The organism is Streptomyces fradiae ATCC 10745 = DSM 40063 (assembly GCF_008704425.1).
Lineage (GTDB): Bacteria > Actinomycetota > Actinomycetes > Streptomycetales > Streptomycetaceae > Streptomyces > Streptomyces fradiae.
Genome location: NZ_CP023696.1, coordinates 3567310 through 3590022, shown reverse-complemented (window position 1 = coordinate 3590022; position 22713 = coordinate 3567310). Strand labels below are relative to the sequence as shown.

Here is a 22713-nt window from a genome sequence, read left to right as displayed (position 1 = left end):
CGTGGCCGGGTGGGGGGTGGTCCGGCACAGGAATTCGATGTTCTGTGCGATCGTACCGGCCGGTTCGGACACGCTCCCCGAGTGGCCCCGGCCACAGGCCCGTTGGGCCTCCGCCACCGACGGAGGCCCGTACGCACCCGCACACACGGCGGTTCCGGCCGCGCCGCGCCGACCCGCGCACACCCGCGCAGGCACCGGCCACGACCGCGCCGCGCGGTCCGTCAGCGCCCCCGTTCGGCCCCCGCCCGGTGGCCCGCGACGGCTCCCGCACCGATGCTCGACCTGGTGGCCGCGGCGCCCGACGGAGGCGGCCACCGCGCTCCGCCCGCCCCCGCGCGGCCCCCAAGGCGCGGGAGGAGGCACCGACCCGAGGAGACCGACGTCATGGATATGCCCGTCATCAACGCATGCGCGGTCGAGGACTGCGCCTACAACCGGGACCACGCCTGCCACGCCCTCGCCATCACCGTGGGCGACGCCCGGAACCCGCAGTGCGACACCTTCTTCACCTCACGGCACAAGGGCGGCGACCCGTCCAACACCGGCCGGGTGGGCGCGTGCAAGGTCTCCTCCTGCCGTCACAACACCGACTACGAGTGCCGCGCCCCGGGCATCACCGTGGGCTACCAGCAGAGCGAGGTCGACTGCCTCACCTACGCCCCCGCCTGACCCCCCGCGGCCCCGCGGGCAGGTGGCAGACTGGCGCCATGACGACGCACAAGAACCTGCTCGGCGGCCCGGACCCGACGCACCTCCCGGAGAACGAGGAGGCGTACCGCCTGCTGGGAGAGGAGTCCCAGTCCCCGGCCGAGGTCGCGGCGCAGCACCCCACCTTCTCGCTCGCCTGGGCCATGCTCGCCGACGACGCCTTCGAGGCGGGGCGGGTGATCGAGTCGTACGCGTACGCCCGCACCGGCTACCACCGGGGCCTGGACGCGCTGCGCCGGGCCGGCTGGAAGGGCCACGGGCCCATCCCGTGGGAGCACCGGCCCAACCGCGGGTTCCTGCGCTGCCTCGCCGCCCTCGCCCGTGCGGCCGGCGAGATCGGCGAGAAGGACGAGGCGGAGCGCTGCCGGCAGTTCCTCCGGGACAGCAGCGCCGAGGCGTACGACGAACTGACGCGCTGACGCGACCGTCGCGCCGACGCGCGGCGGCTGCGCCCCGCCCGCCCGGCCGCGGTGTGACCGCCCGGCCGGGCGGTCACACCGCCATGCGGGCCAGGGTGCGGACCACCGCGTCCACCCCGTGCGCGGCCTTGGAGCGGGGGCACCCCAGGTTGATCCGCACGAACCCGTCGGCGCCGTACACGGCGCCCGGCCGCACGGCGACCTTCTCGCGCGCGACCAGCTCCTGGCCGAACGCCTCGTCGTCCACGCCCAGCGGCCGCAGGTCCAGCCACGCCAGGTACCCGGCCTGCGGGGGCGCGTACAGGGCGCGGCCGGGGAACGCCTCCTCCAGCCGGTCGGCGAGCAGCCGCAGATTGCCCCGCACGTACGGCAGGAGCCGGTCCAGCCAGGGCGCGCCGTGCCGGTACGCGGCGGTGTGCGCGGCGAGCCCGAGCGCCGACGGCGAGTTCAGCCCCTCCGCGCGCTCCACGCGCCGCTCGAACTCGGTGCGGTCGTCCGGGTCGCCGACGATCCCGTAGGCGGCGTTCAGGGCCGGGAAGTTGAACGCCTTGGAGCCGGACGAGACCAGCGCCCAGCGCGAGCCGCGCGGGGCGACCGACGGCCACGGCACATGCCGGTGCCCCTCGTGTGTCAGGTCCGCGTGGATCTCGTCGCTGACGACGGCCACGTCGTACCGCTCCGCCAGCGCCGCGAACGCCGCCAGCTCCGCCCCCGTCCACACCCGGCCGGTCGGGTTGTGCGGCGAGCACAGCAGCAGCATCCGGCTGTCGGGCCGGGCCAGCTCCCGTTCCAGGGCCTCGGTGTCGCCGACGGGTACGCCCCTCAGCCGCCGCCCGTGCGCGTCGAGCGCCTTCAGGAACCCGTCGTACGTCGGGGTGTGCACCACCACGCCGTCACCGGGCTCCGTCCACATCCGCAGGAGCTGCGCGAGCTGGCTCACCACCGACGGCGCGAAGACCAGCGCGGCCGGGTCGACGTCCACGCCGTGGCGGCGCGCGTACCAGTCCCGTACGGCCTCCGGGAAGCCGGTGTGCCGCCAGTCGGTGTAGCCGAACACCCCGCGCTCGACGCGCCGGCGCACGGCGTCCAGCACCTCGGGCGCGAGGGGGAAGTCCATGTCGGAGATGGTGAACGGCACCAGGTCCGGCTCGCCGTACAGCTCGGGCAGCACGTCCCACTGGAACGAGCCGGTGCCGCGTATCCCCACCACCGTGTCGAAGTCGTACGCCGGTTCGTGCTCCATGGTGCCCTCCTGCGGGTCGAGGTCGCGAGAACGCGCGGCCACCGGGCCGCCGGGCAGGCCGGGCCGTGGCCCCGCGGGCTCGGCGGGCTCGGGCCGCCCGGCCGGCTCGGCGGCATGGGCCGCTCCGGCCGCTTCGGCCGATCGTGGAACGGAGCGGGCCCGGCACCGCCGCTGTGCGATGCCGGGCCCGCCGGGTGCGGTGGCGGGGCGCCGTACGACGCCCCACCCGCCCGCGCCTACTTCAGCTTCGTGCCCGCCGAGCGGAGCGCCTGGCAGGCCTCGGCGACACGCTGGGCCATACCGGCCTCGGCCAGCTTGCCCCAGGTGCGCGGGTCGTACGTCTTCTTCGAGCCGACCTCGCCGTCGACCTTCAGGACGCCGTCGTAGTTCTTGAACATGTGGTCCGCCACCGGACGCGTGAAGGCGTACTGCGTGTCGGTGTCGAGGTTCATCTTCACGACGCCGTTCTCCAGCGCGGTGGCGATCTCCTCCTGCGTGGAGCCGGAGCCGCCGTGGAAGACGAAGTCGAAGGGGTCGGCCTTGCCGAAGCGCTCCGACACACCCTGCTGGAGGTCCTTCAGCAGCTCGGGGCGGAGGACGACGTTGCCCGGCTTGTAGACGCCGTGGACGTTGCCGAAGGACGCGGCGAGCAGGTAGCGGCCCTTCTCGCCCAGGCCGAGCGCCTCGGCCGTGCGGATCGCGTCGTCCACGGTCGTGTACAGCTCGTCGTTGATCTCGTGGGTGACACCGTCCTCCTCGCCGCCGGTCGGGGTGATCTCGACCTCAAGGATGATCTTGGCGGCGGCGGCCTGGGCCAGCAGCTCCTGGCCGATGGCCAGGTTGTCGGCGAGGGTCTCGGCGGAGCCGTCCCACATGTGGGACTGGAACAGCGGGTCCTGGCCCTTGGCGACGCGCTCGGCGGAGACGGCGATCAGCGGCCGGACGTAGCCGTCCAGCTTGTCCTTCGGGCAGTGGTCGGTGTGGAGCGCGACCGTGATGTCGTACTTCGCGGCCACGATGTGGGCGAACTCGGCCAGGGCGACCGCGCCGGTCACCATGTCCTTGTTGTGCTGGCCGCCCAGGAACTCAGCGCCTCCGGTCGAGATCTGGATGATGCCGTCGCTCTCGGCCTCGGCGAAACCGCGCAGGGCGGCGTGCAGGGTCTGCGACGACGTCACGTTGATGGCCGGGTAGGCGAACTTGCCTGCCTTCGCCCGGTCGAGCATCTCGTTGTAGACCTCGGGGGTTGCGATGGGCATCTGTCCGCTCCTTGTGATCTGCGGTTGCGTGCGTTGCTGATCCCTGACCTGGGGGCGACGTCATCGTCGCACCCATCTTCCCAGAAGGGCTCCGAGGCTCCACCCCCTGGACACCTCCAGCCGCCCACGGCAGACGAAAGGCGGGCGCTGTTTCACGTGAAACAGCGCCCGCCTCCATGGAGCCGCAGGTCAGCGGGGGCTCAGCCGAGACCGAGCTCGTCCAGCGCGTACGCGAACCGGTACGGCACCCCGGCCGTCCCACTGATCTTCTCCCCGGCGCCGGTGGCCCGGTCCACGATCGTGGCGACCGCGACGACCTCCGCGCCGGCCTCCCGGACCGCCTCGACGGCGGTCAGCGGGGAGCCGCCGGTGGTGGAGGTGTCCTCCACCACCAGCACGCGGCGGCCCTTGATGTCCGGGCCCTCGACGCGGCGCTGCATGCCGTGCGCCTTGGCGGCCTTGCGGACGACGAACGCGTCCAGCGTGCGGCCCTTCGCGGCGGCGGCGTGCAGCATCGACGTCGCGACCGGGTCGGCGCCCAGGGTGAGGCCGCCGACCGCGTCGAAGTCGAGGTCGGCGGTCAGATCGAGCATGACCTGACCGACGAGCGGCGCGGCGGCGCCGTCCAGCGTGATCCGGCGGAGGTCGACGTAGTAGTCGGCCTCCAGACCCGAGGAGAGGGTCACCCTGCCGTGCACCACGGCCTTGTCCTTGATCTGCTGGAGCAGATCCGCTCGTGCGTCAGTCATGCTCCGAGCTTAAGCGGCCCCGGTGCGGCCCTCTCCCCCGGTCGCCGGGCGGCGCCACGTCCAGGTGGAGGCGATCTCGAGCGGGTCGATGGGCGTGACCAGGCGCGGCGCGGTGTTCAGCCCGTTGGGCGGGCCCGACTGCGGCTCCACGCACACGGCCGCCTCCTGCTCGTCGTACACGACGACCCACGGGGTGCGGCTGGTGACCTTGAGCTCCAGCCGCTCCGGCCAGGTGAGGGTGACGTCCACCCCGTCCGGCATGCCGAAGCAGTCGTCCCAGGGGCCGGGCCGGGGCTCGATGCGGCGGCCCGTGGGGAGGTGGTCGTCGCCGCGCTCCTCCTGCCACTCGGGCGTGAACGCGATCTCGACCGCGCTGCCGCCGATCACGCGCTGGAACCACGGGTGCCACCCGGCCTGCGCCGGGAACGAGTCGCCGTACGTCTCGACGCCCATCCGCATGGTGAGCGAGTCGTCGGTCAGCTCGAACTCCTGGGTGACCCGGCCGGGGTACGGCCACGGGTCGGCCAGGTCGTAGGTGAAGGCCGCCTCCGCCTTCTCGGCGCGGACCGTGCGCCACGCGGTGCCCCGGCCGGTGCCGTGGATGGCGTGCGGCGGGGCGTCGACCGGCAGCCGGTGCCGCGTCGCACCGTTCAGGAACGTGCCCCCGGCGGTCCGCCCGCACCAGGGGACCATCGGGAAGCTGCCGTACCGCTCGCCCTGGCGCAGCAGTTCGTCATCGCCCACGCGCAGGCTCGCGACGCGGCAGCCGTTGCCCGGCGTGATGGTCAACTCGACGTCTCCGGCGGCGAGCCGGACCTCTTCTTCGCTCATGCTCACACCGCCCGACCCTACGCGCGCGGCCGCCGCGTGCGGTGCCGCAGCAGGCGTACGAGGACGACGGCCGAGGCCAGGACCAGGGCGGCGGCGGGTACGAGCAGGCGCAGCGCATGGGCGCGGCCGTGCGCGTCCGGACCGGGCACCGGCGCGTACCGGCCGCGCGGCGGGGCGTGGTCGACCTCCTCGGCGCTGCGGCCGATCATCGTCCGCCGGGCGTGCGCGGCCTCGGCGGGCGGCTCGGCGCCGGCCGAGGACGGGCCCTCCTCGGGGAAGCCGTCCGCGCGGAGGTCGTCGCCGGGCAGGTCGTCGCCGTAGTCGTCCGCTGCGTCCGGGTCCAGCGAGGAGGGCGGGACGGGCGTGCCGAACACCCCGCCGGCGGGCGCGGCGCCCTCCGGACCGGCGGCGCCGACGGCCCCGTCGTCCACGCCGTCGTCGTCCACGTCCAGGTCCACGTTGTCCAGGTCGGCCACGTCGGCGTCCGCGTCGGCGCGCACGGCCTCGGAGGCGGTGGCTCCGTCCTTGACGGCCGTGTGGTCGTCGTCCGGCACACCGTCCCCGCCCCCGTCCCCGGCGGCATCGGTCGCATCGGTGATGCCGGTCGCGTCGGCGGTCGCCGCGCCGGTGGTCGCGTCGGCGTCCGGGGGCGTCGTGCCGGGGCCGTCAGCCCGCGCGGCCTGCCCGGCCTTCGCGGCCCCTCCGGCCCCTCCGGCCCCTTCGGCCCGTTCTGGCCGCCCGGCGTCCCCGGCCTCCTCGGCGAGGGCTTCACCGAAGCGGTCGAGGAGGCGGCGCGCCGTCGTGGTGAGCGTGTCGGCGGGGATCTCCGCCAGGCGCCCCTCCGCGCCGGCGGTGCCGGTGAAGGCCAGGTCGGTACCGCCGTCGGCGGGAGTGAGCCGTGCGGTGAGCGCCACCCTCACGCCGCCCCCGCCGCGCGCCTCCGCGCCCTCGCCGGACAGGTCGTACCCGCCGTCGTCCCGCGCGGCGAGCCGCAGCGCGCCGCGGTAGGTGACGGTGTGCCCGCCGGCGCGCACCTTGAGGCGGCCGGACAGCGGGTCGGCCGACGCGTCAGCGTCCTGCTGGAGCCCCGGAACGCAGCGGGCGACGCGTGCGGGGTCGGCGAAGACCGCTCGCAGGGACGGCACGGGGACCGGAACGAACACCTCATGCTCCATGACAGTCGAGCCTACCCACGCGAGGCGCTCCCCTACCCCCCGGCCGCCCCCGGTTCAGGGCCCGTAGCGGGGGCGGGTCAGTGTCGACGGGGGCTGGGCGCGGGGCCGGGAGCGCTCCATCCGCCGCGCCCCCGCCTCCAGCGCGGCGGCCGACGGCACACCGCCGCCGTCCACCCCGGCGGCGACGCCCAGGGCGGGCGGGCGCGTCCGGCGCGGGTCACCGGGCACGGCCAGCACGAAGCCCCGGTCGTACCCCCCGCCCGCGTCCGCTCCCGCCGCCGGGCCTGCGCCCGCCCTCACCGTCGTGGGCGCCGCACCCTCCGCGTGCCCCGACGCCGCCCCGCCGCCGGCCGGTGCCGCCACCGTGTACGGCCGGGTGGTGAACCCGGCCGCGCGCAGGCTCGCCTCCACCGTCCAGTAGGCGCGCGGCCGTTCCGGCAGCGGCCCGGCGTGCACGGCGAGGCGCCCGCCGGCCGCGAGGTGCCGGGCGGCCAGCCCGTAGAACTCCAGCGAGTACGGCGTGGCGCCCGCCCCTCCGGCGGGTGGCGGCAGATCGGAGACGACCACGTCGTACGGTGTGCCGCCGCGCGCGGTCCGCAGCCAGTGGAACGGTTCGGCGGGCACGACGCGCACCCGCCGGTCGCCGAACGCGTGGCCGTTGAGCCGGGCCAGCGCCGGGTCGGTGCGGGCCAGCCGGACGACCATCGGATCCGGTCCGACGACGGTCACCGACTCCACGTCCGCGTACCGCAGCACCTCCCGCACGGCGAGCCCGTCGCCGCCGCCCAGGACGAGGACGCGCGCGTGCCGGCCCCGCATCGCGGGGTGGACGAGCGCCGGATGGTGGCGCCGCGGGTCGCCGCCGCGGACCCGCAGCCGCCCGTCGACGTACAGGTCGGGCGGCCCGTCCGGGGGCCCCGTCAGGACCACCTCCTGGCCGTGCGTGCGCACGGCGACCCGCGCGTGCGCCCCGTAGACGGCGTGCCGCGCGGCCCGCTCGAAGTCGTCGGCCAGCACGGCCGCCCCGGCGAGGACCGCCAGGACGGCGGCGTTCACGGACCACAGCAGCAGCCGCTCGCCGCCCGTGAGGTCCCGGTGGAACAGCCACAGCACCAGCGCCCCGCCCGCGAGGGCGTTCACCGCGCCGGTGGCGAGCGCGGTGGTGAGCTGCCCCAGCCACGGCAGCAGCAGGAACGGGAACGCCAGCCCGCCGACGAGCGCGCCCACGTAGTCCGCGGCGAACAGGTCCGCGACCGCGCCGCCCGCGTCCTGCCGGGCGCACCGGGAGACCCGCTGCATCAGCGTCATGAGCAGCGGCATCTCGGCGCCGATCAGCACCCCGAGCAGCAGCGACACCCCGACGAGGGCATGCCGCGTCCCGCCCAGCCAGGCGAAGGCGCCGTACAGCAGCAGCGCCGAGCAGCCGCCGGCCAGCGCGAGCACCGCCTCCAGCAGGCCGAAGCCGACGGCGGCCCGGCAGCGCAGCCGCTTGGCGAGCAGCGAGCCGACGCCCATCGCGAAGACCATCACGGAGAGCACGACGGACGCCTGGGTGACCGGGTCACCGGTCAGGGAGGAGGCGAGGGCGACCAGCTCCAGCTCGTAGACCAGCCCGCAGGCCGCGCAGACGAACACGGCCGCCAGCACCAGGAACCGGCCCGCCCTCGGCCCCGTCCGCTCCGGCACCACCGCCTCCGGAACGGACGGCGCGACTGACACGGGGGGTGGCGCTTCGAGCATGCGCCCACGCTACGTGAGGCCCCGGTCGCCCCTAGTCACCCACACGGGTGTCGCGACGGCGCCCGTGCGGCCCGAATCCGACACTCGTCCGGGTCACCACCAACTGCCCCTCCTGCGGGTACGCGTGCCAGGTGCGCCACCGGATTTTGCCCTCGTGCCGCTGCGCCAGCATGGCGGTGAACGCGTACGGCGACCCGGGGAACGTGCCGGCCAGGCCGTGCGGGTGGTCGGCGACGAGCGCCAGCAGCTCCTGCGCCCGCCCCGCGAAGGACCCCCGCGACAGCGTCTCGACGCGCGCCGCGAACTCGTACTCCCAGCTCCCGATCCGCTTCGCCACCCCCAGCGGCAGCGGCGTACTGCTGCCGGGGATGCAGGCGACCGTCTCCGAGCAGGTGCCGCCCCCCTCCTCCAGCAGCACCTGGTGGGAGGCGCCGAGCAGCCGCAACTGCATGCGGGCGCCGCCGAGTTCGAGGTCGAGCGCGGCGAGCGCGGGCAACGCCTCCCGGCCCAGCGCCCAGGCCAGGTCGGCCGCACGCGTGTCGGTGTACGCAGTCTGAAGGGTGGTGAGCATGAGTCAGCTCCGCAAGCACGGTGACGTGAACGGGTGGACCGGGGGGTGGCGTCGTCCCGTAAGACGTTCCCAGGGAACTCGAGGTACCTGCTCGGGATTCGTAGAAGATCCGAGGGCTCGATGCACTGCGCAGCGAGCGAATCATGAACCGCCCGAGGCTCACAGCGTCTTTACCCAACTTGGTGACAGATACATCCCCCAGGGGGCCTGGGGGTTCAACTGTTCACCGCACGACGCCCCGCACGGCGCGCGCGCCCTCACGCGGGGGCGCCCGGCGGATGCTCACCACCCCCCGGGCGGCCCCCTGCCCTCGCGCCACCGGCGCGGACGGCCTGCCCGGCCCGTCCCACCCGTCCGGCCCGTCCGGCGCGGACGCCGGGTCCGACGCGCCCGGCGGCGCGCCCCCGACGCCCCCCCCCCGATCCGGCGGGCACGCGGACCGGCGGACCCTCAGACCCTCAGACCGGCGGACCGGCGGACCGGCGGACCGGCGGACCATCAGACCGTCACGTGGTCGGACCGTCACACCGTCCGCCCGGCGGAGGCGGCTGCCCCGTGTCAGCCGCCTCCGCCGCACCCGCCCCCGCCGCCCCCGCCGCAGGAGCCGGCGCTCCCCCCGTCCGCGCCGCCCCCGCTCCCCCCGCCGCAGGACGGCGACCAGCCTCCGCTGTCGGAGCCGCCGGAGTCGGCCCACAGGACCGCCCCGCCGGCCGCCGTACCACCCCCGCCCCCGCCCCCGCTCCCGCTCCCGCCGCCACTGCGCGACGAACCTCCGGCCAGCAGCGCGACGAGCCCCGCCACGAGCAGCAGCAGCGCGCCCCCCACCACGAACGCCGCGGTCATGCGACCGCCCCCTCTCCCCCTGGAAAGACTCCCGGAACCGACGACCCGGGTCCGTCAGGACCCACCGCAGCCGCCCCCGCCGCCCCCGCACGAGGACGACCCCCCACACGACGAGGAACCACCGCAGCCGCCCCCGCCCCCGTCGGCCCAGGCGCTCCCGCTGCCGCTCCCGCCGCGGCGTCGGCGGGGCGCCGAGGCCACCCTCCGCCGCCTCCCCGCGCTCGCGTTGCCGAGGGCGACGGCCACCCCCGCGAAGGCCATGAGCCCCAGCACCCCGATGGCGATCTCCATCTCTCCTGCTCCTCCCCCATGTGATGTGTGCCTGGGAGATGCCCACCCGGTCGACACGCCCAATCCGCACTTGAGCAACTCCAGAGGTTCGCCGGCCGCCCCCCGCCGCGCCCGGCCTTCCCGCCGACCGCGTCCGCCGTCCGCCATCCGCACGGCCCACCGACCGGCGTCCGCACCGCCCGCGCGTGCCCTTGAGGCAGCCCCCGCTTCCCCGCAGGATGGCGGCCATGACCAGAGCACCGCTCAACCGCCGCCTCGCAGAGTTCGGTACGACGATCTTCGCCGAGATGTCCGCCCTCGCCACCGCCACCGGCGCCATCAACCTCGGGCAGGGCTTCCCCGACACCGACGGCCCCGAGGAGATCCGCGAGGCGGCCGTCCGGGCCCTGCGCGAGGGGCGCGGCAACCAGTACCCGCCCGGCCCCGGCGTGCCCGAGCTGCGCACCGCCGTCACGGACCACCAGCGGCACCGGTACGACCTCGCGTACGACCCCGACACGGAGGTGCTCGTCACGGCGGGCGCCACGGAGGCCGTCGCGGCGGCGATGCTGGCGCTGGTCGAGCCGGGCGACGAGGTCGTCGCCCTGGAGCCGTACTACGACTCGTACGCGGCGTGCGTCGCCATGGCGGGTGGCACCCGCGTGCCCGTCACCCTGCGGCCCGACGCGGCGAGCGGACGGTTCGTCCTCGACCTGGACGAGCTGCGCGCCGCCGTCACCGACCGCACCCGTCTCATCCTGCTCAACACCCCCCACAACCCCACCGGCACCGTCCTGACGCGCGAGGAGCTGGCCGCCGTCGCGGCGCTCGCCGTCGAGCGGGACCTGCTGGTCGTCACCGACGAGGTGTACGAGCACCTGGTGTTCGACGGGGCGGAGCACCTGCCGATCGCCGCGTTCCCGGGGATGCGGGAGCGCACGGTGACGATCTCGTCCGCCGGCAAGACGTTCGCGTTCACCGGCTGGAAGGTCGGCTGGCTGACCGCGCCGCCCGAGCTGACGGCGGCGGTGCGCACGGCCAAGCAGTACCTGACCTACGTGGCGTCGGGACCGTTCCAGTACGCCGTCGCGGAGGCGCTGCGGCTGCCGCAGTCGTACTTCGACACGCTCCGCGCCGACCTGGAGGGCAAGCGGGACCTGCTGGCGGACGGGCTGGCGGCGGCCGGTTTCCGGGTGTACCGGCCGGCCGGCACCTACTTCGTCACGGCGGACATCTCCGGACTGGGCGAGAAGGACGGCGTGGCGTTCTGCCGGGCGCTGCCCGAGCGGTGCGGGGTCGTCGCCATCCCGAACGCGGTCTTCTACGACCACCCGGGCGCGGGCCGCTCCCTGATCCGGTTCGCCTTCTGCAAGAAGGAGGCGGTCCTGCGGGAAGCCGCCGACCGCCTCGCCCGCCTCTGACCGCGCGGGAGGGCGGCCGCGCCCGGGTCCCGCCCGGCGGGAGGGCGGCCGCGCCCGGGTCCCGCCCGGCGGGAGGGCGGCCGCGCCCGGGTCCCGCGGGGGAACGGCCGCGGCCGGGTCGGTGACCTCGTACGGTCACCGCCCCGGCCGCGGAACGGTCGCGTGGCGTCGCGGGGCCGCTCAGGCCTCGTCGCCCTCGGCGGGCTCGCCGCCCTCGCCCGGCTCCACCAGGCCGAGCTGCTCCATCATCCACTTGTCGAACTCGATCGACGCGCGGACCCAGCTCACGGTGGAGGAGACGAAGTGCTCCACGCTGACGCCCATGCCGATCAGCATCTGCGACTCGCCGATCAGCCGGATGGTGGCGCCGCCCTGCTCGTCCTCGTGGAGGTGGCTGTACACCTTGGGCCACAGGGTGCGGCGGTTCCACTCGTCGATGGTCTCCAGGATCTTCGCGCGGTCCTCGACCGGGAGCGGGCGGTCGTAGAACGTACGGACCGAGAAGATCTGCTGCTCCGCCTCGCCGCGGAACATGAAGTAGGTGCGGAAGTCCTCCCACGGCGCCGCGAGGTCGCCCTCGTCGTCGACGACGTACTTGAGCTCCATCTGCTCGAGGAGCTGCTTCACCAGGTCCTGGTCGGGGACGACGGGGCCCGCCGGTCCTGCGGCCTGAGGCTGGGGCTGCTGGCCCCCGAAATTCGGAATCGAGGACGGGTCGATGCTCACCGGGTAATTCCCTTCGTACGGATAGCCGCCATCCTCCCCCATCCCGGCCCGTCGGTGGCAAGCCCGGCGGGCGGCGATCCGCTGCGGGCTGACAGACCCCGGCCCCGCGCGTGCCGCCACGCGCGGGGCCGGGGGCCGGGAACCCGGCGGGCCGGGGGCCGGAACCCGACCGGGCCGGAGGCCGGAGGCCCGGCGGGGAGGGGGCCGTTGCGGTGGGCCCCCACGGCGGGGCGGCCCGGGGCCGGTGGCCCGGGGGCGGGCGGCCCGACCGGGGGCCTCCGCGTCAGCGGACGGCGGTCACCGACAGCCCTCCGTCGGCGCGGTCCACACGGACCGTGTCGCCGTCCCGCACCTCGCCGGACAGGATCTCCCGGGCCAGCCGGTCGCCGATGGCCGTCTGGACCAGGCGGCGCAGCGGCCGCGCGCCGTACGCCGGGTCGTTGCCCTCGTCGGCGAGCCACTCCAGGGCCGCCGGGGTGACGTCCAGCGTGAGGCGGCGCTCCGCGAGGCGCCGTGCCAGGCTGCCGACCTGGAGCGTGGCGATCCGGGCCAGCTCGTCCCGGCTGAGGGCCGAGAAGACCACGATGTCGTCGAGCCGGTTCAGGAACTCCGGCTTGAAGGAGGCGCGCACGACCTCCAGCACCTGCTCCCGCTTCTCGGCCTCCGTGGTCGTCGGCTCCATCAGGAACTGGCTGCCCAGGTTCGACGTGAGCACCAGGATCGTGTTGCGGAAGTCGACCGTGCGGCCCTGCCCGTCGGTGAGCCGCCCGTCGTCCAGGACCTGGAGCAGGATGTCGAAGACCTCCGGGTGGGCCTTCTCCACCTCGTCCAGCAGGATCACGCTGTACGGGCGGCGGCGCACCGCCTCCGTGAGCTGGCCGCCCTCCTCGTAGCCGACGTAGCCGGGGGGCGCGCCGACGAGCCGGGCGACGGAGTGCTTCTCGCCGTACTCCGACATGTCGATGCGGACCATCGCCCGCTCGTCGTCGAAGAGGAAGTCGGCGAGCGCCTTCGCCAGCTCGGTCTTGCCGACGCCGGTCGGCCCGAGGAAGAGGAAGGAGCCGGTCGGGCGGTCCGGGTCGGCGATGCCGGCGCGCGTGCGGCGCACGGCGTCCGACACGGCCCGTACGGCCTCGGTCTGTCCGATGAGGCGCCGGCCCAGCTCCTCCTCCATGCGCAGCAGCTTCTGCGTCTCGCCCTCCAGGAGCCGCCCGGCGGGGATGCCGGTCCAGGAGCCGACGACGTCCGCGATGTCGTCCGGGCCGACCTCCTCCTTCACCATCTTGTCCGCGCCCGCGGCGCCCCCGGCGGTCTTGGCCGCCTCCTGCTCGGCCTCCGTGGCGGCGGCCAGCTCACGCTCGACGGCCGGGATCTCCCCGTACAGCAGCTTGGACGCCGTGTCGAAGTCGCCGTCGCGCTGGGCGCGCTCGGCCTGGCCGCGCAGGTCGTCCAGGCGCTCCTTCAGCTCACCGACGCGGTTGAGGCCCTGCTTCTCCTTCTCCCAGCGGGCGGTGAGGCCGCGCAGCTCCTCCTCCTTGTCGGCGAGGTCGCGGCGCAGCTTCTCCAGGCGCTGGAGGGAGCCGGGGTCCGTCTCGTTCTTCAGGGCCAGCTCCTCCATGCGGAGCCGGTCGACGGCGCGCTGGAGCTCGTCGATCTCCACGGGCGAGGAGTCGATCTCCATGCGGAGCCGCGACGCCGCCTCGTCCACCAGGTCGATCGCCTTGTCGGGCAGGAAGCGGGAGGTGATGTACCGGTCGGAGAGGGTGGCGGCGGCGACCAGCGCCGAGTCCGCGATCTGGACCTTGTGGTGGGCCTCGTACCGGCCCTTCAGGCCGCGCAGGATCGCGATGGTGTCCTCGACGGTCGGCTCGGCGACCAGGACCTGCTGGAAGCGGCGCTCCAGCGCGGGGTCCTTCTCGATGCGCTCGCGGTACTCGTCGAGGGTGGTCGCGCCGACCATGCGCAGCTCGCCGCGGGCCAGCATGGGCTTGAGCATGTTCCCCGCGTCCATGGCGGAGTCGCCGCCCGCGCCCGCGCCGACGACGGTGTGCAGCTCGTCGATGAAGGTGATGATCTGGCCGTCGCTCTCCTTGATCTCGGACAGGACGGTCTTCAGGCGCTCCTCGAACTCGCCGCGGTACTTCGCCCCGGCGACCATGGCGCCCAGGTCGAGGGCGACGAGCCGCTTGTCGCGCAGCGACTCGGGGACGTCGCCCTTCACGATGCGCTGGGCGAGGCCCTCCACGACGGCGGTCTTGCCGACGCCGGGCTCGCCGATGAGGACCGGGTTGTTCTTGGTGCGGCGCGAGAGGACCTGGACGACCCGGCGGATCTCCTGGTCGCGGCCGATGACCGGGTCGAGCTTGCCCTCGCGGGCGGCGGCGGTGAAGTCCGTGCCGAACTTCTCCAGCGCCTTGTACTGCCCCTCCGGGTCGGGGGTGGTCACCCGGCGCGTGCCGCGCGAGCGGGTGAAGGCGTCCAGGAGCTTCCTCGCGTCGGCGCCCTCGCGGGTGAGCAGCTCGCCGGCCGGCCCGCCCTTGGCGGCGATGCCGATCAGCAGGTGCTCGGTCGACAGGTACTCGTCGCCCAGCTCGCGGGCGCGGGCCTGGGCGTCCGCCACGACGGCGAGCAGGTCCCGGTTGGGCTGCGGCGGGGCGACGGTGGACCCGGTGACGCTGGGCAGGCCGGCGAGGATGCGCTCGGCCCCCGAGCGGACGGCGGCCTGGTCCGCGTCGACGGCGGCGAGCAGGTCGGTGAGGTTCTCGTTCTCCTGGCCGGACAGCAGGGCCAGCAGCAGGTGCGCCGGGGTCAGGTCGGGGTGTCCGTCGGACACGGCGCGGCTGGTGGCGGCGTTGAGCGCGTCCCGGCTCTTGTTGGTCAGCTCGGCGTCCACGGTGCTTGGTCCTCCTCGGCTGCTGGTGTGACGTACGTACCGGCTCTATGACTCAGCCAACGTCCACAAACTTGAGTCTATTCCACTCAAGGTGGTGAGGGCCAGCAGCCGCCGGTAGGTTCCGGGCCATGGCCATCGACCTGCGCGACCCGGGCGCCTCCTACGTCAGCTTCTGGCGGGAGCGCCACATGTGCACCCTGACGACCCTCCGCCCGGACGGCACCCCGCACGTGGTGCCGGTCGGCGTGACGTACGACCCGGAGGGCGGGGAGCGGGGGATCGCCCGGGTCATCACCAACAGGCGCAGCCGCAAGGTGGCCAACGTCCTGGCCGCCGGCCCCGAGGGCGCGCGGGCCGCCGTGTGCCAGGTCGACGTGGGCCGCTGGGCCACGCTGGAGGGCCGCGCGGTGGTCCGCTCGGAACCGGACGTCGTCGCGGACGCGGTCGCGCGGTACGCGCGGCGGTACGGGCGGACACCCACGCCCAACCCGGACCGGGTCGTGATCGAGATCGCGCTCACCCGGGCGATGGGCCGCGCCTGAAGGCCGGCGGCCACCCTCTCCGGCCGCCCCGTCCGGGCCCCCGGACCCCGTCCGGCCCCCCGGCCCCATCCGGGGCATCGCGGTCCCGCGCCCGGACAGCACAGCGGCGCCACCGTGTCAGGTACACGATGGCGCCGCTGTGTGGGGGAAGCACCTGGGCGATCTGTAACGACGGGGGAATCGCCTCAGGCGCTGCGGGGGGTGGCGGTGGTGGTCTCGGCCCCGACCAGCTGGTGGTCGCGCTGGTCGAGGTTGACGAAGATCATTCCGTAGCGGATCGCGCAGCGCACGGGCTGCGGCGCGCCGCGCGGACGGCGGAGGCACCGGTAGGCGCGAATCTCCTCGTCCTCGCCGCGGGTGATGACGATCGGCTCCCCGAAGAGGGTGACCATCAACGAATCGCCACCCTGCGGCACTGCGGTGACGAGGTCGATGAAGTGCCACCCGGAACGGTAGGCGGACGCCATCTCGCGGCGGAAGCGGGAGTCGTCGGGGACGTTCATGCGGCGACACCCGCCGGCGCGGTGACGGAGCGGTCCCAGGAGGGCTCGCCCGGGACCGAGGGCCCGAACTCCCACGAGGGCTCGCCGAAGGTCGCCGGCCCGGAGTCCCAGGAGGGCTCACCGAACGTCGCGGGCGCGACTTCCCAGGAGGGCTCACGAGGACTGGCCGGTCCCGCCTCCCACGAAGGCTCACCTGCGGCGACGCTGCCCGCGGACACCGTGTCCCACGACGGCTCGCCGTTGAGGGCGGCGACACCGCACGCGGCCGCCGCGGCGACAGCTATGGCGCTAAGTGCACGAACCATCCTGGTCATGGACGATCTCCACCTTTTCTTGTCCTTACCTCCTCCCCCGCGCTTATGACGATGGCTCACTCCCGACGCTTCCACCAGCCGGTACAGGCATCATGTTCCTGAAATACAGGACCCTGAGGGGGGTGCAAATGCGGTCGAAGGTGGACAATCCGGAAACCGGGCACAGTCATGACGAGCTGTGCGAAGCCGGAAAGCGCCTGTACGCCGCCGCCCTGCGCGCCGGCCGGCTCGCCCGCTCGGAAATCGACGCGGCACCCTGCCTCATCGACCTCGCGCTGGTGCATCCGGATCCGGACGACTCGCAGTGGCTGCGCCCCGTCCCCCCGTCGATCGCCCTCAACCAGCTGATACACCCCATCGAGCGGGAGATCCAGCAGCGGCGGCAGCGAGCCCTGTCGTTGGCCGATGCATTCGAGCCGTTCATGACGATCCCCGCGCAGACGTCCTGCGGCAGCGACGCGATCAACGTCCTGGAGGGGCTCGCCGTCATCAACGCCGAACTCGACCGCGTCATGGACGAGTGCTCGGTCGAACTCCTCACCATCCAGCCCGGCAGCGGGCGCAAACCGGAGACTGTCAAGGCCGCCCTGCGCCGGGTGGAGCCCCTCCTCGACCGGGGTGTCCGAATGCGGACCCTCTACCAGCACACCGCCCGGCACCACTCCGCGACCATGGGGTACGTCGAGCGGATCACCCCGTACGGGCTGGAGGTGCGCACCCTGGAGGAGATCATCGACCGGCTGATCATCGTCGACCGCAAGATCGCCTTCATCCCGGCACGCAGCGACCGGCAGGTCGCCCTGGAGCTGCGCCACGAGGGGCTCGTGCAGTACCTCGTCGGGGTCTTCGAGCAGTTCTGGCTGCACGGCATCCCGTGGGAGGAGGAGGTCGTCACGTACACGCCCGCCCTCAACGGGATAAGCGGCATCCAGCGCTCCATCGCCAAGCTCCTCGTGGAGGGCCACGTCGACGAGGCCATCGCCCGCCGCCTCGGCATGAACGTCCGCACCTGCCGGGCCCACATCGCCAAGCTGGCGTCCACCCTGGGCAGCGGCAGCCGCGCCCAGCTCGGCTACCTCATCGCCCGCTCCGGCATCCTCGACGGGGAGCAGGACCCGGCCGGCGCCCCCGAGGACGCCACCCCCCGGGCCTGAACCCCGCCGAAGCGCCCGGGGGCAGGCCCTACCGCGCCCGTGCCGGCGCCCACGGCAGGACGTCCACCGTCCCGGTGTTGCCCAGGTCCAGCGGCCCGTCGTGCGGAGCGACCGTCTGCGGCGCCGCACCGGGGCCGGGCGCGACCCGCAGGGACGCCCCGTTCGTCGCCACGACGTCCGAGCGGGTCACGGTGTTCCGCCACAGCACGCCCGACCGCGCCCGCTGCCCCGGCCGCAGGACGAACTCCGAACGGGCCGCCCCGCCGTCCACCGCCCGCGAGCCCAGCCGTACGGACACCTCCAGGTCCTCGCCCCGCTCGTCGAGCACGGCCACGTCCGGGTAGCCGCCCACCTCGAACGGACGGCTTCCGCAGTTGTCGAGGAACACCGACAGCGCCCGCTGCCCCATGGCCGCCTCCGTGTCGCCGAGCGACACCCGCACCCCCGATTCCGGGCACGCCCCCGACGGGGCACCCGGCGACGCGGACCGCTCCCGCGCGACCGCCGAGGGCCCTGAGGACCCGGCCCCGGCGCCCCCCTCCGCCACGCACCCCGAGACCGCCAGCACCCCTGAGACCGCCGCGGCGAGCGCCGCGCTTCCCCTCGTACGCATGCGCGGATCATCGCACGCGGAAGGCACGCGGAAGGCACGTGGGAGGCCACGCGGAAGGCCACGCGGAAGGCCACGCGGGAGGCACGCGAGAAGGCCCCCTCCGAGGAAGGGGCCTTCCGTCCGAGCCGCGAGTGGACCACAGACTGGACCACAGGCCGGGCTCAGGGGGTACTACTCGCCGCCGCGCTTGCCGCCCGGCCGCCACACGACCAACGCACTCGTCTGCTGCACTTCCTGATAGGGCACCAGGTCCCGCCGGTACGACGCGTGCACCTGCGCCTCGCGCTGGCGCATCGCCACGGCCGCGCCCTCCAGGGCGGCCGTCAGCTCGGCCACCCTGGCCTCCAGCGCGGTGACCTGGTTCTCCAGCTCGATGATGCGCTTGATTCCGGCCAGGTTGATGCCCTCGTCCTGCGACAGCTGCTGCACCTGCCGGAGCAGCTCGATGTCACGGGCCGAGTAGCGCCGGCCCCGCCCGGCCGTACGGTCCGGCGAGACGAGCCCCAGCCGGTCGTACTGGCGCAGCGTCTGCGGGTGCAGCCCGCTGAGCTGGGCCGCCACCGAGATGACGTACACCGGGGTCTCGTCGGTCAGTTCGTACGGGTTGCGTCGGCGTGCGTCCATCGCCTCAAGCCCCCTTCGCGGCCTGGAACAACTCCGCCCGCGGATCCTCACCCGCGGTGGCCTGACGATACGTCTCCAGAGCCTCCCGCGCCTTGTCGTTCAGCTCCTTGGGGACGGCGACCTCGACCGTGACGAGCAGGTCGCCGCGCGTGCCGTCCTTGCGGACGGCTCCCTTGCCCCGCGCCCGCATGGTGCGCCCGTTGGGCGTGCCGGCCGGGATCTTCAGGGTGACGGGCGGCCCGCCGAGCGTGGGCACCCGGATCTCACCGCCGAGCGCCGCCTCCGGGTACGAGACGGGGACGGTGACGGTCAGGTTGTCGCCCTTGCGGCCGAAGACGGGGTGCGCGTCGACGTGGACCACGACGTACAGGTCGCCGGCGGGTCCGCCGCGCTCACCGGGCGCGCCCTTGCCGCGCAGCCTGATCCGCTGCCCGTCGGAGACGCCCGCCGGGATGCGGACCTGCATGGTGCGCGACGACTTGGCGCGGCCGCTGCCGTGGCAGACGTCGCACGGGTCCTGGGCGATCAGCCCGCGGCCCTTGCAGTCCACGCACGGGTCCGTCAGCGAGAACGAGCCGCTGCCGCCCCGCGACACCTGCCCGGTGCCCACGCAGGTGGGGCACACGCGCGGCGTGCCGTTCTTGTCGCCCGTGCCGGAGCAGGCCCGGCAGGGCTGCTGGCTGGACATCCGCAGCGGGACCGTCGCCCCGTCCACGGCCTCGGTGAAGCTGAGCTTCACCTCGGACTCGACGTCCTGGCCGCGGCGCGGCTGCGTCCGGGCCCCGCTGGTGGCGCCGCCCCGGTTGAACAACCCGCCGAAGACGTCCCCGAGGCCGCCGCCGAAGCCTCCGGCACCGCCCCCGCCCGCTCCGCCGGGCCCGCCCTGGCCGCCGAAGAGGTCGCCCAGGTCGAAGTTGAACGTGCCGCCCGCACCACCGGGTCCGGGGCGGAAGCCGCCGCCGTTGCCGAAGAGGGCGCGCGCCTCGTCGTACTCCTTGCGCTTCTTGGGGTCGCCGAGGACGTCGTTCGCCTCGGAGATCTCCTTGAAGCGGGCCTCCGCGCTCGCGTCGCCCTTGTTGGCGTCCGGGTGGTACTCGCGGGCGAGCTTCCGGTACGCCTTCTTGATCTCGGCTTCCGTGGCGTCCTTGGGGACGCCGAGGACCTTGTAGTAGTCCTTCTCGACGAAGTCCTTCGTGCTCATCGACGTCCCTCCTCCCGGACGGTCACTGCGTCGGCTCCGGGGCCGGCGGTCGCGCGACCGCCGGCCCCCGGGCCGTCAGCCCTCTTCGGGGCCACCGCTCTCCTCGTCGGCCGACTGCTCTTCCTTCTGCGCCGGCGCCGCGCCCGGCTGGGGCTCGGCGACGGCGACCCGCGCGGGACGGATGGTCCGCTCGCCGATGCGGTACCCCGGCTGAAGGATGGCCACGCAGGTCGTCTCGGTGACGTCCGGCGCGTACGAGTGCATGAGCGCCTCGTGCACGGTCGGGTCGAAGGGCTCGCCCTCCTTGCCGAACTGCTGGAGGCCCAGCTTGGCGACGACGGTCTCCAGCGACTCGGCCACCGACTTGAAGCCGCCGACCAGCTCGCCGTGCTCCCGCGCCCGGCCGATGTCGTCGAGCACGGGGAGCAGCTCGCCCAGGAGGTTCGCGACGGCGACCTCCTTGACGCCGGCCCGGTCCCGCTCGACCCGGCGGCGGTAGTTCTGGTACTCCGCCTGCAGCCGCTGCAGGTCCGCCGTGCGCTCGGCGAGCGCGCTGCGGGCCTGGTCCAACTGCGCGGTCGCGCCGGCCGACTGGTCCGTCTGGTTCGCGTCCCCGGCCGGGGCCGCCGTGCCCTCCTCGGCGGGAGGGGTCTCGGCGGCCTCGGCGGCGTCGTCGGAGGCGGCGCCGGAGGGGACGTCGGGCTTCTCCTCGAAGCCCGGGGTCTCCTCCGTCATGCCGCGCCGCCCTTCGGCTTCTCGTCGTCGACGATCTCGGCGTCGATCACGTCGTCGTCGGCCTTGGCTCCGCCCTCGGGGCCGGCCTGGGCGCCGCCCGCGGCCTGGGCGGCCTGGGCGTCGGCGTACATGGCCTGGCCGAGCTTCTGGGAGACGGCCGCGACCTTCTCCGTCGCGGTGCGGATCTCCGCGGTGTCGTCGCCCTTCAGCTTCTCCTTGAGCTCGGTCACCGCCGTCTCGACCTCGGTCTTGATCTCGCCGGGGACCTTGTCGGCGTTGTCGGCGAGGAACTTCTCGGTCTGGTAGACGAGCTGCTCGCCCTGGTTGCGGGCCTCGGCGGCCTCGCGGCGCTTGTGGTCCTCCTCCGCGTACCGCTCGGCCTCCTCGCGCATCCGGTCGACCTCGTCCTTCGGGAGCGAGGAGCCGCCGGTGACGGTCATCTTCTGCTCCTTGCCGGTGCCGAGGTCCTTCGCCGTGACGTGCATGATGCCGTTGGCGTCGATGTCGAAGGACACCTCGATCTGCGGGACGCCGCGCGGCGCCGGGGGCAGACCGGTCAGCTCGAACATGCCGAGCTTCTTGTTGTACGCGGCGATCTCGCGCTCGCCCTGGTAGACCTGGATCTGCACCGACGGCTGGTTGTCCTCCGCCGTCGTGAAGATCTCGGAGCGCTTCGTCGGGATCGTGGTGTTGCGCTCGATCAGCTTGGTCATGATGCCGCCCTTGGTCTCGATGCCGAGGGACAGCGGGGTGACGTCGAGCAGCAGGACGTCCTTGACCTCGCCCTTGAGCACACCGGCCTGGAGCGAGGCGCCGATCGCGACGACCTCGTCCGGGTTCACACCCTTGTTGGCCTCCTTGCCGCCGGTCAGCTCCTTGACGAGCTCGGCGACGGCCGGCATGCGGGTGGAGCCGCCGACGAGGACGACGTGGTCGATCTCGGAGAGCTGGATGCCCGCGTCCTTGATGACGTTGTGGAACGGGATCTTGCACCGCTCCAGCAGGTCGGACGTCAGCTGCTGGAACTGGGCGCGGGTGAGCTTCTCGTCCAGGTGCAGCGGGCCCTCGGCGGACGCCGTGATGTACGGGAGGTTGATCGAGGTCTCGGTGGACGAGGACAGCTCGATCTTCGCCTTCTCGGCGGCCTCGCGCAGGCGCTGGAGCGCCATCTTGTCCTTGGACAGGTCCACGCCGTGGCCGCTCTGGAACTGCTTCACCAGGTAGTCGACGACGCGCTGGTCCCAGTCGTCGCCACCGAGGTGGTTGTCGCCGTTGGTGGCCTTGACCTCGACGACGCCGTCGCCGATCTCCAGCAGCGACACGTCGAAGGTGCCGCCGCCGAGGTCGAAGACGAGGATCGTCTGGTCGTCCTTGTCGAGGCCGTACGCCAGGGCGGCGGCGGTCGGCTCGTTGACGATGCGCAGGACGTTGAGACCCGCGATCTCGCCGGCCTCCTTGGTGGCCTGGCGCTCGGAGTCGTTGAAGTACGCCGGGACGGTGATGACCGCGTCCGTGACCTTCTCGCCCAGGTACGCCTCGGCGTCCCGCTTCAGCTTCTGCAGGATGAACGCGGACATCTGCTGCGGGTTGAAGTTCTTCCCGTCCAGCTCGATCTTCCAGTCCGTGCCCATGTGGCGCTTGACCGAGCGGATGGTCCGGTCGACGTTGGTGACGGCCTGCCGCTTGGCGACCTCACCGACGAGGACCTCGCCGTTCTTGGCGAAGGCGACGACGGACGGCGTGGTCCTGGCGCCCTCGGCGTTGGTGATGACGGTGGGCTCGCCGCCTTCCAGAACGCTGACGACGGAGTTAGTCGTGCCCAGGTCGATGCCGACCGCACGTGCCATTTCGATTCCTCCATGACTTGAGTGGAACAGACTCAAGGATGCACGACCCATCCGCTTCGGTCAACAGACCTGAGCCGGGCCCGCTCAACTTTTATCCGGCCCTTATGCGCAAGCGCACGGTGCGGCGACCCCGGAACGATCCGTCACTCACCCTATTCTTCTGCACACCGGACTTTCCGGACACTTCGGGCCTACGTCCCACCCGATGCCACACCGCACCAGTCCACACCACACCGACCGGACCCGACCCGGCCGACCACAGCCCACGCCACCCCCACCACCGCCCCGACCCCGCCGCGCCACCCCGGAACGGCCGCGCCACCCCAGAACGG

General features: G+C 73.9%; 22 protein-coding genes. 5 read left to right on the top strand and 17 right to left on the bottom strand.

Annotated features, from left to right (window positions below):
• The first annotated feature begins 384 nt into the window (after nucleotides 1–384).
• Both CP974_RS15990 and CP974_RS15985 read left to right on the top strand, forming a co-directional pair.
• The gene (locus tag CP974_RS15990) at nucleotides 385–669 is read left to right on the top strand and encodes a DUF1540 domain-containing protein (protein ID WP_031130794.1); all 285 of its coding nucleotides are present in this window, start codon (nucleotides 385–387) and stop codon (nucleotides 667–669) included.
• 38 nt (nucleotides 670–707) lie between these two features.
• On the top strand, nucleotides 708–1127 hold the full coding sequence (locus tag CP974_RS15985) for a DUF3151 domain-containing protein (protein WP_031130796.1): 420 nt from the start codon (nucleotides 708–710) through the stop codon (nucleotides 1125–1127).
• Nucleotides 1128–1200: 73 nt separating this feature from the next.
• On the opposite strand, the gene CP974_RS15980 is transcribed toward CP974_RS15985, so the two are convergent.
• The 8 genes from CP974_RS15980 to CP974_RS30700 form a co-directional block, all read right to left on the bottom strand.
• The gene (locus CP974_RS15980) at nucleotides 1201–2370 is read right to left on the bottom strand and encodes a MalY/PatB family protein (RefSeq protein WP_031130797.1); all 1170 of its coding nucleotides are present in this window, start codon (nucleotides 2368–2370) and stop codon (nucleotides 1201–1203) included.
• A gap of 236 nt (nucleotides 2371–2606) precedes the next feature.
• Nucleotides 2607–3647: a class II fructose-bisphosphate aldolase gene (gene fbaA / locus CP974_RS15975; RefSeq protein ID WP_256366395.1), complete on the bottom strand. Its 1041-nt coding sequence runs from the start codon at nucleotides 3645–3647 to the stop codon at nucleotides 2607–2609.
• A gap of 182 nt (nucleotides 3648–3829) precedes the next feature.
• Nucleotides 3830–4378, bottom strand: coding sequence for an orotate phosphoribosyltransferase (pyrE, locus tag CP974_RS15970; RefSeq protein WP_031130801.1), 549 nt, complete (start codon nucleotides 4376–4378; stop codon nucleotides 3830–3832).
• A gap of 9 nt (nucleotides 4379–4387) precedes the next feature.
• Entirely contained in the window at nucleotides 4388–5209 is an 822-nt protein-coding gene (locus CP974_RS15965; protein ID WP_031130803.1) for an aldose epimerase family protein, read from the bottom strand.
• Between the two features lie 17 nt (nucleotides 5210–5226).
• On the bottom strand, nucleotides 5227–6384 hold the full coding sequence (locus tag CP974_RS15960) for an SRPBCC domain-containing protein (RefSeq protein WP_031130804.1): 1158 nt from the start codon (nucleotides 6382–6384) through the stop codon (nucleotides 5227–5229).
• 54 nt (nucleotides 6385–6438) lie between these two features.
• A complete protein-coding gene (locus CP974_RS15955; RefSeq protein ID WP_037937650.1) occupies nucleotides 6439–8124 on the bottom strand; it encodes a polyamine aminopropyltransferase in 1686 nt (561 codons plus the stop codon).
• A 31-nt stretch (nucleotides 8125–8155) separates the two neighbouring features.
• Nucleotides 8156–8695 (bottom strand): DUF2617 family protein, encoded by a 540-nt coding sequence (locus CP974_RS15950; protein WP_031130808.1) that lies wholly within the window; start codon nucleotides 8693–8695, stop codon nucleotides 8156–8158.
• A 558-nt stretch (nucleotides 8696–9253) separates the two neighbouring features.
• Entirely contained in the window at nucleotides 9254–9538 is a 285-nt protein-coding gene (locus CP974_RS30700; protein ID WP_150485817.1) for a hypothetical protein, read from the bottom strand.
• Between the two features lie 509 nt (nucleotides 9539–10047).
• Here CP974_RS30700 and CP974_RS15935 point away from each other — a divergent pair.
• Nucleotides 10048–11229, top strand: a complete 1182-nt coding sequence (locus CP974_RS15935; protein WP_031133913.1) for a pyridoxal phosphate-dependent aminotransferase — start codon at nucleotides 10048–10050, stop codon at nucleotides 11227–11229.
• Nucleotides 11230–11409: 180 nt separating this feature from the next.
• Here CP974_RS15935 and CP974_RS15930 read toward each other — a convergent pair whose 3' ends face one another.
• Together CP974_RS15930 and clpB are read right to left on the bottom strand one after the other, a co-directional pair.
• Entirely contained in the window at nucleotides 11410–11955 is a 546-nt protein-coding gene (locus tag CP974_RS15930) for a type III secretion system chaperone family protein (protein WP_031133915.1), read from the bottom strand.
• 283 nt (nucleotides 11956–12238) lie between these two features.
• Complete coding sequence (clpB, locus tag CP974_RS15925) at nucleotides 12239–14848, bottom strand: ATP-dependent chaperone ClpB (protein ID WP_031133917.1); 2610 nt, start codon at nucleotides 14846–14848, stop codon at nucleotides 12239–12241.
• A 128-nt stretch (nucleotides 14849–14976) separates the two neighbouring features.
• Between clpB and CP974_RS15920 the strand changes: the two genes are divergently transcribed.
• Nucleotides 14977–15390 (top strand): pyridoxamine 5'-phosphate oxidase family protein, encoded by a 414-nt coding sequence (locus CP974_RS15920; RefSeq protein ID WP_031133919.1) that lies wholly within the window; start codon nucleotides 14977–14979, stop codon nucleotides 15388–15390.
• A gap of 185 nt (nucleotides 15391–15575) precedes the next feature.
• On the opposite strand, the gene CP974_RS15915 is transcribed toward CP974_RS15920, so the two are convergent.
• Both CP974_RS15915 and CP974_RS15910 read right to left on the bottom strand, forming a co-directional pair.
• A complete protein-coding gene (locus CP974_RS15915; RefSeq protein ID WP_031133921.1) occupies nucleotides 15576–15893 on the bottom strand; it encodes a Rieske (2Fe-2S) protein in 318 nt (105 codons plus the stop codon).
• Complete coding sequence (locus tag CP974_RS15910; protein ID WP_031133922.1) at nucleotides 15890–16207, bottom strand: hypothetical protein; 318 nt, start codon at nucleotides 16205–16207, stop codon at nucleotides 15890–15892. The genes CP974_RS15915 and CP974_RS15910 overlap by 4 nt, the downstream gene beginning before the upstream one ends.
• Nucleotides 16208–16335: 128 nt before the next feature.
• Between CP974_RS15910 and CP974_RS15905 the strand changes: the two genes are divergently transcribed.
• On the top strand, nucleotides 16336–17361 hold the full coding sequence (locus tag CP974_RS15905; protein WP_174887739.1) for a helix-turn-helix transcriptional regulator: 1026 nt from the start codon (nucleotides 16336–16338) through the stop codon (nucleotides 17359–17361).
• Between the two features lie 28 nt (nucleotides 17362–17389).
• On the opposite strand, the gene CP974_RS15900 is transcribed toward CP974_RS15905, so the two are convergent.
• From CP974_RS15900 to dnaK, 5 genes are all read right to left on the bottom strand, one after another.
• The gene (locus CP974_RS15900) at nucleotides 17390–17974 is read right to left on the bottom strand and encodes a DUF4232 domain-containing protein (RefSeq protein ID WP_037938531.1); all 585 of its coding nucleotides are present in this window, start codon (nucleotides 17972–17974) and stop codon (nucleotides 17390–17392) included.
• Nucleotides 17975–18145: 171 nt separating this feature from the next.
• Nucleotides 18146–18598 (bottom strand): heat shock protein transcriptional repressor HspR, encoded by a 453-nt coding sequence (locus CP974_RS15895; RefSeq protein WP_031133927.1) that lies wholly within the window; start codon nucleotides 18596–18598, stop codon nucleotides 18146–18148.
• A 4-nt stretch (nucleotides 18599–18602) separates the two neighbouring features.
• Nucleotides 18603–19799 (bottom strand): molecular chaperone DnaJ, encoded by a 1197-nt coding sequence (gene dnaJ, locus CP974_RS15890; RefSeq protein WP_031133929.1) that lies wholly within the window; start codon nucleotides 19797–19799, stop codon nucleotides 18603–18605.
• A 75-nt stretch (nucleotides 19800–19874) separates the two neighbouring features.
• A complete protein-coding gene (gene grpE / locus CP974_RS15885) occupies nucleotides 19875–20534 on the bottom strand; it encodes a nucleotide exchange factor GrpE (protein ID WP_031133931.1) in 660 nt (219 codons plus the stop codon).
• Nucleotides 20531–22381, bottom strand: a complete 1851-nt coding sequence (dnaK, locus tag CP974_RS15880) for a molecular chaperone DnaK (protein WP_085921550.1) — start codon at nucleotides 22379–22381, stop codon at nucleotides 20531–20533. The genes grpE and dnaK overlap by 4 nt, the downstream gene beginning before the upstream one ends.
• Nucleotides 22382–22713: the final 332 nt, after the last annotated feature.

Coding starts and splice junctions, on each gene's coding strand:
- CP974_RS15990 (WP_031130794.1), top strand. CDS start 385: ATGGATATGCCCGTCATCAACGCATGCGCGGTCGAGGACTGCGCCTAC.
- CP974_RS15985 (WP_031130796.1), top strand. CDS start 708: ATGACGACGCACAAGAACCTGCTCGGCGGCCCGGACCCGACGCACCTC.
- CP974_RS15980 (WP_031130797.1), bottom strand. CDS start 2,370: ATGGAGCACGAACCGGCGTACGACTTCGACACGGTGGTGGGGATACGC.
- pyrE (WP_031130801.1), bottom strand. CDS start 4,378: ATGACTGACGCACGAGCGGATCTGCTCCAGCAGATCAAGGACAAGGCC.
- CP974_RS15965 (WP_031130803.1), bottom strand. CDS start 5,209: ATGAGCGAAGAAGAGGTCCGGCTCGCCGCCGGAGACGTCGAGTTGACC.
- CP974_RS15960 (WP_031130804.1), bottom strand. CDS start 6,384: ATGGAGCATGAGGTGTTCGTTCCGGTCCCCGTGCCGTCCCTGCGAGCG.
- CP974_RS15955 (WP_037937650.1), bottom strand. CDS start 8,124: ATGCTCGAAGCGCCACCCCCCGTGTCAGTCGCGCCGTCCGTTCCGGAG.
- CP974_RS15950 (WP_031130808.1), bottom strand. CDS start 8,695: ATGCTCACCACCCTTCAGACTGCGTACACCGACACGCGTGCGGCCGAC.
- CP974_RS30700 (WP_150485817.1), bottom strand. CDS start 9,538: ATGACCGCGGCGTTCGTGGTGGGGGGCGCGCTGCTGCTGCTCGTGGCG.
- CP974_RS15935 (WP_031133913.1), top strand. CDS start 10,048: ATGGCGGCCATGACCAGAGCACCGCTCAACCGCCGCCTCGCAGAGTTC.
- CP974_RS15920 (WP_031133919.1), top strand. CDS start 14,977: ATGGCCATCGACCTGCGCGACCCGGGCGCCTCCTACGTCAGCTTCTGG.
- CP974_RS15915 (WP_031133921.1), bottom strand. CDS start 15,893: ATGAACGTCCCCGACGACTCCCGCTTCCGCCGCGAGATGGCGTCCGCC.
- CP974_RS15910 (WP_031133922.1), bottom strand. CDS start 16,207: ATGACCAGGATGGTTCGTGCACTTAGCGCCATAGCTGTCGCCGCGGCG.
- CP974_RS15905 (WP_174887739.1), top strand. CDS start 16,336: ATGCGGTCGAAGGTGGACAATCCGGAAACCGGGCACAGTCATGACGAG.
- CP974_RS15900 (WP_037938531.1), bottom strand. CDS start 17,974: ATGCGTACGAGGGGAAGCGCGGCGCTCGCCGCGGCGGTCTCAGGGGTG.
- CP974_RS15895 (WP_031133927.1), bottom strand. CDS start 18,598: ATGGACGCACGCCGACGCAACCCGTACGAACTGACCGACGAGACCCCG.
- dnaJ (WP_031133929.1), bottom strand. CDS start 19,799: ATGAGCACGAAGGACTTCGTCGAGAAGGACTACTACAAGGTCCTCGGC.
- grpE (WP_031133931.1), bottom strand. CDS start 20,534: ATGACGGAGGAGACCCCGGGCTTCGAGGAGAAGCCCGACGTCCCCTCC.
- dnaK (WP_085921550.1), bottom strand. CDS start 22,381: ATGGCACGTGCGGTCGGCATCGACCTGGGCACGACTAACTCCGTCGTC.